Raw genomic sequence first — 17,303 nt, forward strand, 5'->3', positions numbered from 1 at the left:
TAAGAAATTAACATGACACAATCATTAATTAAAATTACATGCACTCATTGTTCGGATAATTTTTCAGGTGTTTTAAACGACTTTTTTGATGTTTCTAAAACATATGCGGCTCAATGCCCAGAGTGTAGTGAACAAACATTTTTTGCTGGTGAAAGTGCCTTTGTTGATGTTGATATTCCTGAAAATGCAGTGACAATAAAATATGTTGCGGCACTCTAAAAACTCACATAACAAGCAACTGCAAGCGACACATTTTACTACGCCGTTTTTGTGCATGTGTCGCAAGATCCAATTATTGCACAAAAACGCTACATAAAATGTGCGCCTGAGTTGGGCGTTATGTTTGATCTTGGATTAATTAAATGTGTCATCCAGAATTTACAATTAATATTAAAGTGAAAAATGGAATTCCTTCTGTTATTGAACTGAAGATGATCAAGAAATTTAATATAGAAACTGCTGACATCCCTGTTATAGCTCTTAAAAAAACAATCAAAAATAATGGTTTTCATAAAATTAATGGTCTTATTAAACCAGATATAAATAATATTATTACTGAGTTGGATGCTAATGACATTGTTTATACCATTGAGTAAATATCACAAGCGTATGTGCAACGGAGGGTTTACACAGGCACGATGAAGAGTTTAACTATTTTTATATTGAGTTCTTTTATGAGTTTTTGGAGTCCTAGTTGATTCATTGATCATGTGCCCACATGGAAGAGTGAAGTCAGGTGATACTTATTATTTTGTTAAATCAAAATGTGGCTCATTCTATGGTTTATCTTCAGGGACTCAGAGCTTGGATGGGGTAAATTTAAAATATCGTACGATGAAAGTAAAATTCAAGGATGGTACAAAATCTGCGCGGTTTTATAGTGTTAACTCGCTGCGCTCAAATAATAACACAAACCCCGCTTCGAATTTGGGGCAGCTGAAGCAGGGCGTTAGCTTACAGGCAGAAGTTGGGAGTACATCGAGGCAAGTAAGCTACTGGAGCAGTAGCTTACGAATGTTATGGTTCTTTCTTTTTAGATGACTTGCTAGGTTTTAGTCCAGGAGTATTTCCGGGAGTGTTTTTATTATCACGTCTACGTTGGTCTGGTTCACCCGTTGATTTAGCAATTGGTTTTGGACCTGGTTTCAAAGCCATAATGATAATCCTCACTTGTATGAGAGCAAATCGCTCGTATGTAAATATATCCACCACTGTTCATTGAAATAGTGACCTGTGGCCTATTTCCATATTTTTGTTATGGTTATTGTTGGTCCATAACCATACTGCCACGGTAACATGTGCGTACGTCTTGGATTTGTAAGCTAACAGTGCTACATGGACTCCCCCGATTGTCAACAACAGCGTCGGGTAATATAAGGTTTAGGACTGCCGCTCTACATTCGGTCTGTTTATTGACTTATTTGCCATGACCCTGATGACACTACGCGGTTGCGGTTCCTCATTCGTTAGTTGCATGATATGAGCATGGATATGGATATAATTGAGACGTTTAATTTAAAGGAAGTAACTCTCCTTAGTGATGAACATATTTCCAGTAATTGTAATCCTATATTTGATAACCCAGGCATACCGCAAGATGAATTAATCCCTCAATATATGCTTTGGGTTGTTAAAAATGGCGATGAGGATGGTAACCTCATTTGTGATGGCTTGTTATCTCATTTAGCATTCTTAGGAAGAACTAAAAATTCGCAACTAGCTCCGTTTAAATACAACCTTACTAGCCATCAAATATCAGTCGTTATAGAGTTTATCGAATGGTGCAAGAATAATTTGGTTTTACCTGATGAAGTTGTTCTCAAAAGGATTCAAAAGTATTGGTGACAGCAAACTAACAAACATGGATTAGGGTGTAGAACAAACCCGACGCCTCTTTATATAGAGTAATTTGTGCTATGTGGTGTAAAGGAAGCATCGCTCAGTCTCTTTTCTCAATACGAGCGATGCCATAGATTAAATGTGACATGCTGGCCTCCGAGAGTTTATCGAACTTGACTCATCAAGTGACGGAACCGGATAAGGGGTACTCCATGTCATTCGTTATGACATAATGAAGACAAGGATGGTCTGTTGAACATAATATTTGATTTGGATGATACATTGCATGATAAAAGTGCATCACTTAGAGGCTATGCTGACGCGCTTTTAAACACTACGTTGAATAGCCTTTACGTACCGGAGCGACAATTTGTCAGCGAGTTTGTTGCTCAAAACAATATCATCCAACCAAAACCACGCGTTTTTAGCGTTTTATCTAAACGCTTTAACTTTTCGCCACACCTTGAACGAGAGTTATTGGCTGCTTTTGATCGTTCTTTCCACGAGTTTTCGGTTCCTTTCCATGGTGCAAGAGAGACACTCTCAATGCTGAAAAATTGTGATATCTCCATTGGTTGCATAACGAATGGCAGGGATTTCTTTCAAAGGCGTAAAATTGCAGCTCTGGGGTTTGATGAGTATTTTGATTTCATTCTTACATCAGATGGTGTTGGTGTTAAAAAGCCCGATATTAGGATCTTTGAATTGGGCTTAAGCAACTTTAGCAATAGTGGGAAAAAGGTGTGCTTTTGCGGTGACAGTTTGTCTTCTGATATGGCCCCCGCGAAAAACTTGGGACTTATAACTGTGTGGAAAACTGAAGATATGCACAAACCAGACTATGTTGACCATCGTTTTTCGACTTTTCAAGAGTTTGATAAGCTATGGCGAACAACGTTAGTTTACCCATAACAAGCGCTGCCAGTCTGACCGTTTTATTGCAATTTTTTATTCTGAAGTTTGGCGGATTTGGTAAGCATGCAGTGGCAAAAATTATGACAGCGTTATACACAGGGAGTATGCTTTGAATCTACTATTTGTTTGTAGTGAAAATCGGCTCAGAAGCCCGACAGGAGAAGCTGTCTTTTCTGACTACGAAGGCATCCAATCCATAGGAGCAGGGACTAACAATGATGCTTTCACTGTTGTCAGTGGCGATCTGGTTGAATGGGCTGATATTGTCTTTGTTATGGAGAAATCTCATAAAAACAAAGTGGCACGCAAATTCAAGTCACTTCTAAAAGATAAAAAGCTTGTCTGTCTTGGTATCCCAGATAATTTTGAATATATGGATCCTGCTCTGGTTCGAATTCTCGAAGACAAGGTATCTAGGCACGTCCGATTGAAGCGATCATCCAAACACTAACAGAGATACCTTGGCGAATAATCTGGCATAACATGGTTATCAACGAACACCTTACCACTCTCGAAGATCTTAAAAAGTGTTGCGCAGCCAACACTCAATGCGAGTGTTGAACAAGCCAGGCACTTCTTTATCGCGTAAATTGTACGATCACGAGTGAACGGGCATCGCTCTGTCTCTTTTCTCAAGACGAGCGATGCCAACGCAGGCCATGTAATGTTGGAAACACTGACTGGTACGGCTGGCTCTAGTCTTGGTTATCTATATGAGCGATGGAATATTTGCAAACGTTACAAGGACTTTAGAACGCCCCCTGAGTTTTACGTTATCAAGGCTATTTTACGAGTCAACACCTTGCCTGTCGCACCTTCGCTATAGATACTGAATCTCATTCTCTTTGAATAGCAGAAGATCAAGACCATAGAGTGAAAGTGACAGGCTGACCTCCGAACATATCTCGTGTTTGACTCTTCAAGTGTGGCAGAGTATGGATGAGAGGGAATCCATCTCGTTCGTTTGGCAAATAAGGAAATCATGAAGTTTAGAGTTAGGAAGGCATTACCAAGTGATGTCGATCAAATTGCACATATACACGTCAATTCTTGGGCATATGCCTATAAAGCTCTGATGCCTCAGAGCTTTATAGAAAGCTATACATTAGAAAAGCGCCAGAAATTATGGTCGAACATCATTGAGCGCAATTTGGCGGAAGTCCTCATCGCAGATTGTGATGACGGATTAGCCGGTTTTCTGTGCTTTGGGCAGCCGAAAACGTTGAAAGGCACTGAAGTATATGAACTGAGCTCGATTTACATTGCCCCTGATAAAATGGGGACTGGTATTGGTCAAGAGCTTTATAATGAATGCGAGAGAATGCTCTACATATTGAAGGCTCAAAAGGTTTCGGTGTGGGCACTTGATAGCAATGAACGTGCATTGAATTTTTATATAAAGCAGGGCTTTATTCCGACAGGCGAGATCAGTAAAGAGCGCGCAAATGACGTTGTTCTGAATGATATCGAGTTAGCTAAGGCGTTATCTGCCTAACAAGGCCACATGGACTCCGCCGCATTATCATGTTTTCCGCACATGTCTCGCTTGTACATTTGAAGCTACACTGCCCTCTTGCCGTCTTCCCCCCGAGATAACAAGCGGTAGGTTTGCACGTGTTGCAAGGACTTTAGATCGCCCCCTGAGTTTTACACTGTAACGGCCGTTTTATGAATCAATGCCTTGCCTGCCATATCTTCACTATGGATACTGAATCTCACTCTCTTTGAATGGCGCAAGATCAATGCCATAGATAGAGAGTTCATCATTCATTATATGACTTTGGAATGCAGATGAATTTTGACGAAGAAGACGCCATTTTTAGCAATGTGAAGTCAGCGCATAAAGATTATTACCTCATTGCAGATACATCGTGGCGAGTATTCCTTAAAGTTACTAACGGTAAGCTCTACAAGTGTCATAGCGTAAAGAAAGCTTGGTGCCATGAGGTACCAGGTGAAATAAAAGAACCGTTTCAGTTCGTTGACGTTGTCTCAGTTTTAAGTGACCGCGTTATCCTGAAAATGGGGAATAAAACGAGAGAAATCGAAGTTCTAGACTCAGACGCTAGTCACTTTTATGGACGTTAACGTCATCACTTTATTGTAAGTCATGCAGGTGTCCATCAAGAACCAAACAAGCACATACGTATTTTTATAGGCCAACAACATGAAAAAATATCTATTTTTAACAGCATGTCTTCCTTTTATGGTTTTCCATGCCCCCGCTGTTGGAACTCTCATCAGTGAACAACTTGCAAATCAAATGGAAGCATTACACAAAGCCATTGTAAACACGCCTTACTCTGCAATCGTAAAACATACGGATGTTACCGTACACGAACTGTCCGAAGATAAATATATAAGCATTCATCTTTACGAAGCCGATGTAATAGATACGATTCGCGGTGAAGTACGTGACAACATTCTGTATACCGTGGTTGTTGGACGTGGTGAGGAGGCAACTATCGACGACTCTCCGGTCATTGTTACCCTTTGCCCGCATGATGACAAATTCTATTGGCCAGGAGTAGGATCACAATTTGATGCCAATTATGATTTAATTGAAGTCGCAAAAAGTACCGCCGCAAACGTCGATAAGGATCAATCACAATTTTCTCATTGTGACTAAACCTCCCGATATAACGAGCGGTATATTTTCACGTGTTGCAAGGCCTTTTGAACACCCCTCCTGAATTTCACATTGTAACGGCCCTTTTATGCGTCAATGCCTTGCCTGCCACAGCTCCACCATGGATACTGAACGAGTGTTCGGCAAGATCAATGCCATAGGTTGAAAAACACCGCATGATGGCTTCCGAAATTTTATCGAACCCGACTCATCAAGTGTGGCAGAGCCGGATGAAGGTAGCCATGTTGTTCGTTAGACATCTGAGAGGTACTCTGTATGGAATACTGTATCGAAAAAATAGAAGGAGCTCTTGTTGATTATTTTGACAATAATTACAAGAAGCTTAAAAAACATAAAATTAAGCTCTTAGATATTGGCATTTTCCCTTGGCATAAAAAGTTTGAAATATCGTTTTTCACGGAAAAAGACAAGGCATCAGTTAATGATATTGCGTCGTGGGAACTGTATGATTTTTCCAATATCTTTGAAAAAAAATGGCAAGCAGGTCTTGAGTTAGGCGAGGATTTGGAGCGTGAGTGGAATCTAGACAATGACATATTGCCTTTCATCTTCGATTTTAACAGTGCTGTAACGTCAGATAAAGTTAGAAGAGCCCTTGCTAAATATGATTTAACCAAGGATTTCTCGGTTCAAATACTAGACCCTGACGCATCAGATTCAGAAAATTACTGCGAGTGGTAAAATACCTAATAAATAGGGATTAAAGTATTACGCAGCCAACAGGCTCCCGAGTGTGGCAGAGCCAGATAAGGGAGGAGTCCATGCCATTCGTCAGCTTTAACATTAAATTAAGAAGGAATTTCACAATGAGAATGGTATTGCTAGCAATGCTTACTATATTGCCTAGTTTTTGTTTTGCAGAAACCATATCAGATGGTGATTTTGCAAAAATTAAAGCATCAACGGACAAGATCATAGCGGCGACAATCAGCTTGGATTTCAAGACAGTTGTAGATCATATGCCGCAAAACTTGATTGATATGGCGGGAGGCAAGGATAAACTTATTCAAATGTCAGCGGAGTCTTTTCTTAAATTAGAGTCTAACGGGCTGAAAATTAGTGAGTTTACTTACAATATGCCTAAAGAAAAAACGGTAACATCACTCAATACTATTGTTCTGATTCCAACTAAAATGGTAATAACGTCTGATGCCGTAACTATGAAATCAAATAGTTATTTAATTGCTTTTCAAGCCAAGGGGCATGATGAATGGAAATTTGTTGACGCGTCAGGCATTAAAAACAGAAAAAGCATGGAGTTTCTGTTTCCAGCATATCCCAAAGACAAGCAAATACCTCAAGCAACGCATCAAGTCGTCGAACTATAACGTTAACAGATAAGGCAACATGCCATTCATCGACTAAATAAGGAAAACTCGTGGATATATTGAAAATATTTACCAGTATTTTTGAGCAGGTTTGGTATGTTGTACCGTTATTACTCATTCTTAGTATTTTTACCAGTCGTTGGTTTAAAGGTGTATTCGGTGAATTTCTGGTTAATCGTCTTCTGTCTAAGCTACCAGCATCGGATTACACCCTCTTCACAAACGTTACCCTGCCGACCGAAGAAGGTACGACGCAAATAGATCATATCGTTGTTTCGAAATTTGGTATCTTTGTCGTTGAAACAAAAAACATGAAAGGTTGGATTTTTGGCTCCGCTCGTCAAAAACAATGGACACAAAAAATTTACCGCCACTCATCTACGTTTCAAAATCCACTGCATCAAAATTTTAAACACGTAAAAACGCTGGAATCTCTGCTGAGTTGTAATGTTGAGCACCTCCATTCAGTGATTGTTTTTATAGGTGATAGTACTTTCAAAACAGAAATGCCGCCAAACGTCACTTATGCACAAGGCTGTATTCGTTACATCCAACAGTTTAGTGAGGTGGTCTTCTCCGGTGCCGAGTATTCCCTACTCATTGAATCGCTCGATAACATAACGTTAAAACAAGGGGTCCTCACAGATATAAAACATCGCCAGCATGTTAAAAAAACAGTGGCCGAAAAAGAACGTTCAGCTTGAACTCACGAAACAACGCCAGTCCTGTGGTGCGAGTACATCATTGGCTTCCACCTCAATATCATCAGGTCGCTTGTTTGCACGTGTTGCAAGGGCTTTAGACCGCACCCTGAGTTTTACGTTATCAAGGCCATTTTATGCGTCAACATCTTGCCTGTCGTATCTTCGCTATGGATACTGAATTTCACTCTCTTTGAATGGCGTAAGATCAATGTCATTCAAAGGGCATGACGCTATCTCAAAGCATCGAATTTAGGATGTCACTCAGCATGGGATGTTTACAATATAAAAGGAGATATCTTATTAAAAATCTTGGTAACATTAATTCGATCGTAATAGTGACAGATATTTTTGGTTTATGTCAGTCGACAGACTCTCTCGTCTCCTTTTTATCCCCTCGTACAGAATCTGTAATCATTATTGAACCCTATCGCGGGGTAAGACATTCTTTCAAAAATGAAAAAGAGGCTTACAGTGCTTTTGTCGAAAAGTGTGGTCATGATAACTACTTCGACTTAGTTAAGAGTGTTGTCTCTGATACCACCCCAGATCTACTCATTGGGTTCAGCGCAGGGGCTAGTGTGCTATGGCGGTTAGCCGCGGAAAAAAGTCTTTGTTGTCGACCTACAATCCTTGGTTTTTACCCTTCACGAATAAGGGAGCATTTAGACGTAATCCCAAGGCATAGAATAGAGATAATATTTCCGATAAAAGAAGAGAGCTTCGATGTAGTAAGTGTTCGTGAACATATTGAAAAACATGAAAATGTAACTACTGAAATAACACCATATGATCACGGTTTTATGAATGCATCCTCACTGGCATATGACGAAGGTGGGGAGTCTTTCGGATTGGCACGCATAAATAGATACCTGGATTTGATGCCATGATCATCTTTCATCAGCCCCCCTGAATTACGCCTTAATATTCTAGGCTATGCGTTGACCATTGCAGCACTTATTTTACTGCTGCACCGCCAACACTGAATCCCTACCGCAGGACAAGTACGGGTTATTACTCTGTGCCATACTTGCTTGGATAAGTCATACCTGCTGCCTGCAATCATTATATGTAAATGCAGATGTAGTTTGCGCTGTTCAGCCTTTTATTGACATAAGTAATCTTAACCAGTCACAGGGAATTTAATGATGAAGTCAATTGTTTTTGAAGCACAAAGCCCCCTTAAAGACAGCTATGTTAAAGAGCCTGACTTGGCAATCGTCACCGACCACGCCAAAACGTCAGGTGAAAATGCCGCAGATCCATACCACTCTATCGTTGAACCTATGGATGGATGCGGTGTGTCGATACCCGTTGGGGTTCATGCCGCAGTCGGCGGAAAGCACGATGCTCCAACCCCTGGAGATATACTGTGTGCAGCGTTGGCAGCCTGCCAAGACTCATCCATTCGTATGGTCGCGAACTTAATGGGTATTGAACTCCTCGAATTAGAGGTTAACGTAACGGCTACAGCAGATGTTCGCGGTGCACTGATGATGGATAAACACGTTCCCGTAGGGTTTCAGAACATGACTTGTGAAGTCAAGATGAAGGTCCGAGAAGGGACGGATTCAACGCAGTTAGAACGCCTCCAATCTGCAGCAAAGGCATGCTGTGTTGTTCAGCAAACACTTAAGTCCCCCCCACCCGTAGAGACGACATTTATTTCCTAAAGCCCGTCCATTTTAGATGAAAAACAAAAACTTGCTCATGTCGGTGACAAAACTGCGCTCAGGTTTTGTCACTGTTGCAGTAAATCTGTTGTGGTCAACCATCTGCGAACAGTAAATTAGTTGATTTATCAACCTTAGATAGCATAGTAGCCTCTGCAGTCATATTCGAATCATCCCCCATCATTTGATAATGATATTCAGCAGGCCCATTCAATTAGACCATTTGTCATAAAATACATATAAAACCTTTTAAACTTTAGGGTAAATATTGTAATAACCCTCCCCCTTTTTCTACAACGCCATTTTCTGCGGACCTCAGACTTTTTGACATCTCTCGCAGAATCCCCTTTTCTTGGTGTTTATCCTGCAAACCAATCAGGCATAGTAGAAGAATGACATTTATAAATGCACGGACAGCGTGAAGGCGGTAGCATTAAGATCCTCGCTTTGTCATACAAAACATCAAGGATATGCCGTGAATTACCGTATAATCTACAAGCACAATCGTTATTTCCGGCCATACATAAAAATAATATGTGCTCTTTTCCTACTCCTCTCATTAAGTGGATGTGGAATATTGTACGCCACGACATTAATAGGGCTCTGTACTTTTCAACCTGACCTGACGATTACACCAGACACAGTGCCTCACGCTATCGTTGGGCAGCTCTACCATACTGAGATTTCCGTTTCTAACGCTAATACCCCTATTAGTAAGATAATTCTGATAGGAGACCTGCCCGCCGGCCTTAATTTTACCGTTAACAATGATGAAATGGCGACAATTCACGGTGTAGCCACTGAACGCGGTACATTCCCCATTCGTATTTATGCATCAGCTTATGGCACACAATGTGTTGGTCAGGAGGGAATGAATCCGTATGAGCTGGTAAGTATGGACAAATAAGAAACCATGCTTCCCTGTTTTAAACATAAGGACCAACTATGAACATGAATCAAGTCACGTTCGCGGTGAATGATATGGATGAGTCTGTGGCGTTTTACAACACGCTAGGCTTAATTCAGATAGTGAGTGATGAGCACTATGCCCGCTTCGCGTTACCCGACGGTGATGCCACCTTTTCTATTTACTTGGACCCTGACAAGCAGACGTTGGAACCCAGAGGCGTGGTCTATTTTGAACATGAACAATTGGATGAATTGGTCACCGCTTTAAAAGAAAAAGGGATTACCTTTCTCCAAGAGCCTGTCGATCAACCCTTCCTATGGCGAGAGGCGATATTGAATGACCCATCAGGCAACAAAATCAAACTCTACTGGGCGGGTGAAAACCGTTTGAATCCGCCCTGGCGGATCAAGGATGAGTAATACGAATGCGCAATAAGGAATCGCCATGAAATCAACAACACAATATTGGAACCCATTATTACTGAGTCATCATAAAGAATGGGAAGTCATTGAAGGTTCTGATGGGAATTTGAGCCAGATTACCCTCGCAATGGATGAAACCAGCGGCGACTATACGCGCCTCACACGGTTTGTCGATGGGTATCATACCCAAGCTTTTGGCGCAAAAAGCCATGCCTACCCGGAAGAAATTTTTGTGGTTTCAGGGCGGCTTTACGATGAAGCCTTTGATATGTGGTTAGAACCGGGTCACTACGCCAGCCGTCCGCCCGGTGAGGTGCATGGTCCTTTTCTTGCTGACGGTGACGTCATTATTCTTGAGATGTCTTACCCCAGTCAAAGCCTTTAATGCTTGATACTGCATATTGAGCATATCTCCCCCCCCCCAAAAAAAAACAAACAAAACAAACAAAACAAAACAATAGGAAGATCAAACATGGACGTCATTAATAAACTCTATCCATCCGATGAGCAGATGGAAAAATTAACCGCATCCCCACACACGGGGGAAATCCATCTACTCAATTTATTTAAATTTCGAGAGAAAGCCATCTACGCAGATGGGCGTGAATCTAACCTCACCGGCAAGGAAGCGTACGACCTTTACGGACGTCCCATGCTAGACGTACTCAAACAGTATGGGGCTCACGTTATTTTCTACTCAGAGATAACCGATCTCATCATCGGGCATGTCGACGAACTCTGGGATGGTTTCGTCATTGTCAAATACCCATCACGTCAGGCCCTTCTCGACATGACGGCCTCTGAGGCATTTAAAGCACTCAGCATTCACCGAGAAGCAGGCTTAGCAGGGCAACTCAACATAGAGACACAAGTGCCTTAATTCACGATTCAAAAAGACAATTTACGGTATCAAGGTAGAGTAATGGAAAACAAAGACACGGTAAAAATACAATCCGAAATTCGGGATGAAATGAAGGAAATGAATGCCCAGATTAAATGACTGACCAATAAAGCCACAGAAGCGATGGAGAATGATGAAAATGCAAATCGCGATGCAATGGATCGTGCAGACCAAGACAACAAAAAATCGAAGATTGAACTCTATATATTTGTCCTCCTAGCCATCGCACTCTTTGCCCTGTATTTTTTTGATTTAATTTAGTCGAATCAAACCCTGATTAATAATAAACACTGAAATCACAATGAAAAATCTCATTGATGATATTGTCGTATTAGACAAAAAAACATGAGTGCCATTATTGCAAAATCCGGTGGCTTGTTCCGTCACAGTAATAACGCTATCACCTCACTCGCAGGACGCATCATTCAATGATGTGGCCTGCACAATACATTAAGTACATTACAGGAATAGGTAACATGAAAAGTAAGCATATTTTGTTTTCAGCCATATTGAGCTTATGGGGGCTGTGTTTTCTTGGCGCAACACAAACCAATATGCAAGATATACTTCCGTTACTCAACACCACGTGGTTTGATGCGGTTAATGCGCTGATTGTTAGCAGCATCATAGGTCTTACACTTTCCTTTTCGCCTGTTCGTCAGTACGTAAATCATCACCCTTTTGGCAAAATTGTCACGGGAGTAGTCCCCGGTGTCATCGGGTTAGGTGCTGTCGGTATCGGTGTCATTGGGGCCCTCATCGTATACATAAAAACCGGTGATGTGGCACTCATTCGCATACCCTTGCATGCATCAGTGATTGGCTTAGCATTATTTAGTTGGTACGGCGTGTTACATTTTCGTCAACAGAATGTGTAGTGAGTCAGGCAATGAAAAAAAGCAATTTAATCCCCCAACTTAAGGCATTAGATGTTGGCTTAGCCCGGGGAACGGTACATCTTGCGCACTCCCATGAAAACTGGGCAAAAGCATTTAACCTCATCACCAGCATGCTGGTACCGCAATTGGGTAACGTAAACATTCACCATATCGGAAGCACCGCGATTCCAGGGTGTAGCGCCAAACCCATCATTGATATCGGAATAGGCCACCGTGAAGCCACTTCATTTCAGCAAGAAGCCCTATTGTTAACTGAACTGGGCTTCACCAGCAAAGGAGAATATGGCATAGGTGGACGATCTTACTTTACTTACTACAGTGAAGATGGCCATTTTGATTTTATTCACCTCCATGCGTTCCACCATCATCATCCGGCTTTGCACAATCACTTGGCTTTTCGTGATGCACATTTGCAAGACGCCATCCTCGTCAACGCATACAGCACATTAAAAGCGTCACTGCTCGCCAGTGGGATCTCTCGGCAAGATTACCCTCATGCAAAATCTGGCTATATACAACACGTGCTATCACGCCATCCGCAGAACACCTCCCCAGACGACGGTAATAAATGAAAGTCATGAAGGCTGCACGCGACTCAGTAAAAAGACAAGTTATGTGGTATCAAATAACTGGTCAATAACGCTTGGCTGAAAAACAAAGGAGCCGCTTCTAGTGAAACTTTCAGCGACAAAAACGAATTTAAATGCTTATATAACCTTCAAATGACTTACCACCCTGATCTGTTCTATTGAAATGTGAGCTTTTTCAACTTTACTCAACAAATCGCATTTACCTTTGCAAACAGGGAGCGATTATCAAGGAGTCGCCATGTCTAAAATTTATCTTATCTGTGGCTTTATTGGTTCAGGAAAAACTACCTATTCTCACGAACTCGCACAGTCAGCATCCGCTTTTCGCTTCTCGATAGATGAATGGATGATCCCGTTATTTGGCGAGCACATGCCACGGGAGGATTTCAACCACCGTTTAGAGGTACTGACCGAACAGTTTAAACGCGCAGCAGAACAACTGATTCATTTGGGTATTCCGGTGATTTTTGATTTGGGCGTCTGGTATAAGGCACAGAGGGTGGTGCTGAGTGACTGGGCAAAAAGCATTGATGCTGACTTTGAGCTGATTTACCTCAAATGCCCGTTTGAAACCTGTCGAGCCAGAGCGATAACCCGTAATGACACCCGTTCAGAGAATAGTTTTGAAATGACGGACGAAATGCTTACGCTATTTTGGTCATGGTTTGAAGAACCGGGTGCTGATGAGGCATTCACTCTCATTCAGCGTGATACGTAATAATAGTGCTTGTAAATGGCATTTCTATCGATATGTGACTCTACACCAATACATTACTCCTCTCTCATAATAAACAAAACAAAATAATTTATTTCCAGATTTGGAAGTGCCGTAAAAACACATTCATATTGTTTAGGGGCGGGATCACGTCCCTGCTATAACAACGGTTGGAATAATAATACCTATCCAAACACAACCTCATTACATGGCAGTTTTTACGTTTACAGGAGTTCGACATGAAAGAAGCGGTGCTTAAAGACGCCTTTTTGGCCCGTGTTGCCAGCAATAACCCCCACCAGCCCGAATACCTTCAGGCCGTCACGGAAGTGATCGCCTCTATTTGGCCTTTTGTTGAAAAAAATCCCCACTATATTGACGCTGGTATCCTCGAGCGTCTGGTGGAACCGGAAAGATTGATCCAGTTTCGTGTCAGCTGGGTCGACGACCAAGGCAAGGTGAACGTTAACCGTGCATTCCGCGTTCAGCACAATTCCGCTATTGGCCCTTATAAAGGCGGTATGCGCTTTCACCCATCTGTTAACTCATCGGTGCTTAAATTCTTAGCCTTTGAACAGACGTTTAAAAATGCCTTAACCACCCTTCCTATGGGCGGTGGTAAAGGAGGCAGTGACTTTGACCCGAAAGGTAAAAGTGATAATGAGATTATGCGTTTCTGTCAGGCTCTCATGCTGGAACTCCACCGTCACTTGGGTGCTGACACGGATGTGCCCGCAGGTGATATTGGTGTAGGCGCACGTGAAGTCGGCTTCATGACAGGCATGATGAAAAAACTGTCGAACAGTGCGGAATGTGTGTTTACAGGTAAAGGGTTGTCGTTTGGGGGCAGCTTGATTCGTCCTGAAGCGACTGGCTATGGGCTGCTGTATTTTGTCGAAGCCATGCTCAAAGAAAAAGAGCAAACGCTTGCGGGTAAACGTGTGGGCGTGTCGGGTTCCGGTAATGTAGCGCAGTACGCAATTGAGAAAGCGATTCAAATGGGCGGCCGCGTGATCACAGCCTCTGACTCAGACGGCACAGTGTACGATCCTGAAGGTTTCACCCCAGAAAAACTGGCGATTCTGATGGACGTGAAAAATGAGAAGCGCGGTCGTGTGGCAGATTACGCTCTACAGATGGGCCTTGAATACAGCGAAGGGGAAAAACCTTGGCAATATGAAATGGATGTGGCTTTGCCTTGCGCCACGCAAAACGAACTGAATAGCCATGATGCTGAAATGTTGGCAGGAAACGGGGTTCAACTTGTTGCTGAAGGCGCCAACATGCCAAGTACGGCAGAAGCGGTAGCTGTATTTAACCATGCCGGTATTTTGTATGCGCCTGGCAAAGCGTCAAATGCAGGAGGGGTTGCAACGTCGGGATTAGAAATGAGCCAAAATGCGCTTCGCCTTGGGTGGGGTCGTGAAGAAGTTGATCAACGCTTGCAAGATATCATGCGCCGTATTCATGGTACCTGTGTGGAATATGGCCGTGATGAGTCCGGCCACGTAAACTATGAACTGGGCGCGAATATCGCCGGTTTTGTGAAAGTCGCTGACGCCATGCTGGCACAAGGGGTCTGCTAGACAACGACAACCCTAAGCGTAAGCGCCTTCGCTGATACTTCCATCGGAAACCCATATTGGGTTTCCGATTGTTTATCTCACTGACCCCTTGCATCACCGAGGTCCTCCATCCGCGACATTCGCCGCGCATACCAAATGAGACACAGATCATAAGAGTCAAACAAAAAAGTGATCGTGAGCGACTATTGTCGGCGCTGTTCAAAAACAGGTTGTAATATGTGCATCTCAGGTAACGGTTATAAGGCATATTAATGGAAGTAACGATTGAACTATTAACAAAAACAATCAATACGGTCAAAAATAATATTGCCGTGACCGATAATGACTTTCAGATTCAATTTACCAATGCCGCTTGGGATCAGTTTGGCATACTCAACGGTGTGCCGTCTGATTTTAACTGGGTGGGCGTCAATTACTATTTACCCTGCCAAACCTCGGCACAGCACGGGGATGAATTCAGCCAACTGGCGATAGACGGGCTAGAAAAACTGCGTCAAGGTGAACTTGATGAGTTTAAATTGGAATACCCTTGTCACAGCCAAAATGAAGAGCGCTGGTTTTTGCTCGAAGTCACAACGTTCAATATGGACAAGGCACGCTATTATGTGATTTCGCACATGGATATTACCCATCGCGTCGAGCTGGAAAGGGAAGCTTTACGACTGTCTAAACTCGATGGCCTCACTCACATCAGTAATCGCCGCGCTTTTGATGATTTCATAGAATCTGAATGGCGACGCTGTCGCCGAAACACGTTCCCGCTCTCTTTATTGTTGATTGATGTGGATGATTTTAAATTCATTAATGACACCTATGGGCATCAGGCGGGCGATGCTTGCTTACTGCAGATTGCGCAAATCCTACAAAAATACACGGCAAGAGCCTCTGATATGTGTGCACGCTTTGGGGGCGATGAGTTCATTGTGGCATGGAGCCATATCTCACCCGAACAAGCAGTATCATTGTCACAATCCATCTTGCATGACATTAACCAAATTACCGTCGGAGATAACGAATGCGGCTATCACGATACGGTGTCTGTCAGCCTCGGATTAAGTTCAACCATTCCAGATTGCGACAACCATCATATCCTGCTGTCTCAAGCCGATACGTTTATGTATCAAGCAAAAGAGGCGGGTAAAAACACCCTTGTGTCGGATACCACCGCGCACTCTCATGAACCGTTCACAGTTTGCTGTGGCTGACGGGTTATCCCCCCTCCTTTATTATGCCGATAAACAACGAGGCAGTGATCACTGATGATCTAATGGATTGACCCCACCGTAAACATCAATGGTTAAGCCTCTCTCGCTCACATAGGTATTTGGCGTGAGTCCAAGCTGGCTTTTCACATAACGAATAAGATGAGGCTGATCGCTAAAACCAAATTGCAGGGCAACGGCGGTCCAATCGATGGTGTCTGCGTCGCGTTGATACAGGTATTCAAGAATGGCTTCCAGCTTCCGCATAGATTGGCATTGTTTGAGCGTAAAGCCCGTAACGCGACGAAAGCTGCGTTCAAGGGTACGTTGAGAGCAAAACACACGATCCCCCAGTTCGGCAATCGCCGTGGTATCAAGCAGTGGCAATGCTTTTTCAACCCATTGACTGTGTCTGTCTTGTTGGCCTGTTGCCAACCAAGGTGCCAGTAAACGATCCAATTGCTTTACACATGTATCGGTATCATGTCGTGCCAAAGCAAACAACGTTGGCAATTCGGTGATCCCTAACCATTCCGTTAGATTAACGTCGACCACCTCATCACACGTAGGATGCTCGTAATTTGGTATATCAAGTGCGTACAGTGCACCTATCTTAAATTTCACCCCAATATGGATGAATGCCTCAGTATGATCGATCAAATAGGTTTGTTGATGAGGAAACATCCAATGGCAACCTTGGCCTTGAGCAACATTGCCTGCGATATCATAGTGATAACGATGTTCAACAGGCGACAAGATTAAATGGGCGCAGGGATCCGGATTGAGTTTCGGGAAAGCAATGCCTTGCGATCCCGACGTTTTTTCTATCATCCAATAGCATTCAACGTATTGGCCAACAAGGGATGACTGAGGGGGAGATAACCAATGGAGCATGACCGCTTTTTTCCTCACTGATAACGGTGTTCTTGCCACAAACAAAAAAGGCAGTAAACACAACGTGCTTACTGCCCA

23 protein-coding genes are annotated in these 17,303 nt (G+C 42.8%); 21 read left to right on the forward strand and 2 right to left on the reverse strand.

Translation table 11 applies throughout. The annotated features are described in order from the left end of the window. The first annotated feature begins 12 nt into the window (after positions 1-12). Positions 13-219 (forward strand): hypothetical protein, encoded by a 207-nt coding sequence (locus ACSF8W_RS01020; protein ID WP_500844291.1) that lies wholly within the window; start codon positions 13-15, stop codon positions 217-219. 143 nt (positions 220-362) lie between these two features. After that, positions 363-596, forward strand: a complete 234-nt coding sequence (locus tag ACSF8W_RS01025) for a hypothetical protein (RefSeq protein WP_500844293.1) — start codon at positions 363-365, stop codon at positions 594-596. A gap of 421 nt (positions 597-1,017) precedes the next feature. Here ACSF8W_RS01025 and ACSF8W_RS01030 read toward each other — a convergent pair whose 3' ends face one another. After that, positions 1,018-1,155, reverse strand: a complete 138-nt coding sequence (locus ACSF8W_RS01030) for a hypothetical protein (protein WP_500844295.1) — start codon at positions 1,153-1,155, stop codon at positions 1,018-1,020. Positions 1,156-1,491: 336 nt separating this feature from the next. Between ACSF8W_RS01030 and ACSF8W_RS01035 the strand changes: the two genes are divergently transcribed. From ACSF8W_RS01035 to ACSF8W_RS01125, 19 genes are all read left to right on the forward strand, one after another. Then, positions 1,492-1,845 carry a hypothetical protein gene (locus ACSF8W_RS01035; RefSeq protein WP_500844296.1) on the forward strand — a complete coding sequence of 118 codons (354 nt, stop codon included), beginning with the start codon at positions 1,492-1,494 and terminating at the stop codon, positions 1,843-1,845. 246 nt (positions 1,846-2,091) lie between these two features. Next, the gene (locus ACSF8W_RS01040; RefSeq protein WP_500844298.1) at positions 2,092-2,751 is read left to right on the forward strand and encodes an HAD family hydrolase; all 660 of its coding nucleotides are present in this window, start codon (positions 2,092-2,094) and stop codon (positions 2,749-2,751) included. Positions 2,752-2,863: 112 nt separating this feature from the next. Further along, on the forward strand, positions 2,864-3,205 hold the full coding sequence (locus ACSF8W_RS01045; RefSeq protein WP_500844299.1) for a low molecular weight protein tyrosine phosphatase family protein: 342 nt from the start codon (positions 2,864-2,866) through the stop codon (positions 3,203-3,205). 531 nt (positions 3,206-3,736) lie between these two features. Then, positions 3,737-4,249 carry a GNAT family N-acetyltransferase gene (locus ACSF8W_RS01050; RefSeq protein WP_500844301.1) on the forward strand — a complete coding sequence of 171 codons (513 nt, stop codon included), beginning with the start codon at positions 3,737-3,739 and terminating at the stop codon, positions 4,247-4,249. Between the two features lie 296 nt (positions 4,250-4,545). Further along, a complete protein-coding gene (locus ACSF8W_RS01055) occupies positions 4,546-4,842 on the forward strand; it encodes a hypothetical protein (protein ID WP_500844303.1) in 297 nt (98 codons plus the stop codon). 79 nt (positions 4,843-4,921) lie between these two features. Further along, positions 4,922-5,383: a hypothetical protein gene (locus ACSF8W_RS01060; protein WP_500844305.1), complete on the forward strand. Its 462-nt coding sequence runs from the start codon at positions 4,922-4,924 to the stop codon at positions 5,381-5,383. 276 nt (positions 5,384-5,659) lie between these two features. Then, positions 5,660-6,085, forward strand: a complete 426-nt coding sequence (locus ACSF8W_RS01065; RefSeq protein ID WP_500844306.1) for a hypothetical protein — start codon at positions 5,660-5,662, stop codon at positions 6,083-6,085. Between the two features lie 125 nt (positions 6,086-6,210). Then, the gene (locus ACSF8W_RS01070; protein WP_500844308.1) at positions 6,211-6,732 is read left to right on the forward strand and encodes a hypothetical protein; all 522 of its coding nucleotides are present in this window, start codon (positions 6,211-6,213) and stop codon (positions 6,730-6,732) included. A gap of 50 nt (positions 6,733-6,782) precedes the next feature. Then, positions 6,783-7,436, forward strand: a complete 654-nt coding sequence (locus tag ACSF8W_RS01075; protein WP_500844309.1) for a nuclease-related domain-containing protein — start codon at positions 6,783-6,785, stop codon at positions 7,434-7,436. 254 nt (positions 7,437-7,690) lie between these two features. Beyond that, the gene (locus ACSF8W_RS01080; RefSeq protein WP_500844311.1) at positions 7,691-8,323 is read left to right on the forward strand and encodes a dienelactone hydrolase family protein; all 633 of its coding nucleotides are present in this window, start codon (positions 7,691-7,693) and stop codon (positions 8,321-8,323) included. Positions 8,324-8,578: 255 nt separating this feature from the next. Further along, positions 8,579-9,106 carry an OsmC family protein gene (locus ACSF8W_RS01085; RefSeq protein ID WP_500844312.1) on the forward strand — a complete coding sequence of 176 codons (528 nt, stop codon included), beginning with the start codon at positions 8,579-8,581 and terminating at the stop codon, positions 9,104-9,106. 945 nt (positions 9,107-10,051) lie between these two features. Next, positions 10,052-10,435, forward strand: a complete 384-nt coding sequence (locus ACSF8W_RS01090) for a VOC family protein (RefSeq protein WP_500844313.1) — start codon at positions 10,052-10,054, stop codon at positions 10,433-10,435. 25 nt (positions 10,436-10,460) lie between these two features. Then, entirely contained in the window at positions 10,461-10,823 is a 363-nt protein-coding gene (locus ACSF8W_RS01095; protein WP_500844315.1) for a cupin domain-containing protein, read from the forward strand. Between the two features lie 87 nt (positions 10,824-10,910). Further along, positions 10,911-11,318 carry a DUF1330 domain-containing protein gene (locus ACSF8W_RS01100; RefSeq protein ID WP_500844317.1) on the forward strand — a complete coding sequence of 136 codons (408 nt, stop codon included), beginning with the start codon at positions 10,911-10,913 and terminating at the stop codon, positions 11,316-11,318. 497 nt (positions 11,319-11,815) lie between these two features. Next, the gene (locus tag ACSF8W_RS01105; protein WP_500844319.1) at positions 11,816-12,217 is read left to right on the forward strand and encodes a hypothetical protein; all 402 of its coding nucleotides are present in this window, start codon (positions 11,816-11,818) and stop codon (positions 12,215-12,217) included. 11 nt (positions 12,218-12,228) lie between these two features. Beyond that, positions 12,229-12,810 carry a GrpB family protein gene (locus ACSF8W_RS01110; protein WP_500844321.1) on the forward strand — a complete coding sequence of 194 codons (582 nt, stop codon included), beginning with the start codon at positions 12,229-12,231 and terminating at the stop codon, positions 12,808-12,810. Positions 12,811-13,066: 256 nt separating this feature from the next. Continuing rightward, positions 13,067-13,546: a P-loop nucleotide/nucleoside kinase family protein gene (locus ACSF8W_RS01115; RefSeq protein WP_500844323.1), complete on the forward strand. Its 480-nt coding sequence runs from the start codon at positions 13,067-13,069 to the stop codon at positions 13,544-13,546. A gap of 236 nt (positions 13,547-13,782) precedes the next feature. Beyond that, positions 13,783-15,129, forward strand: coding sequence for an NADP-specific glutamate dehydrogenase (gene gdhA / locus ACSF8W_RS01120; RefSeq protein WP_500844325.1), 1,347 nt, complete (start codon positions 13,783-13,785; stop codon positions 15,127-15,129). Positions 15,130-15,380: 251 nt separating this feature from the next. Further along, positions 15,381-16,334 (forward strand): sensor domain-containing diguanylate cyclase, encoded by a 954-nt coding sequence (locus ACSF8W_RS01125; RefSeq protein ID WP_500844326.1) that lies wholly within the window; start codon positions 15,381-15,383, stop codon positions 16,332-16,334. Positions 16,335-16,382: 48 nt separating this feature from the next. Here the strand turns inward: ACSF8W_RS01125 and ACSF8W_RS01130 are convergent, their stop codons facing one another. After that, entirely contained in the window at positions 16,383-17,225 is an 843-nt protein-coding gene (locus ACSF8W_RS01130) for an AraC family transcriptional regulator (protein WP_500844327.1), read from the reverse strand. Positions 17,226-17,303: the final 78 nt, after the last annotated feature.

The sequence above is a fragment of the Photobacterium sp. 270122K genome (assembly GCF_059941365.1).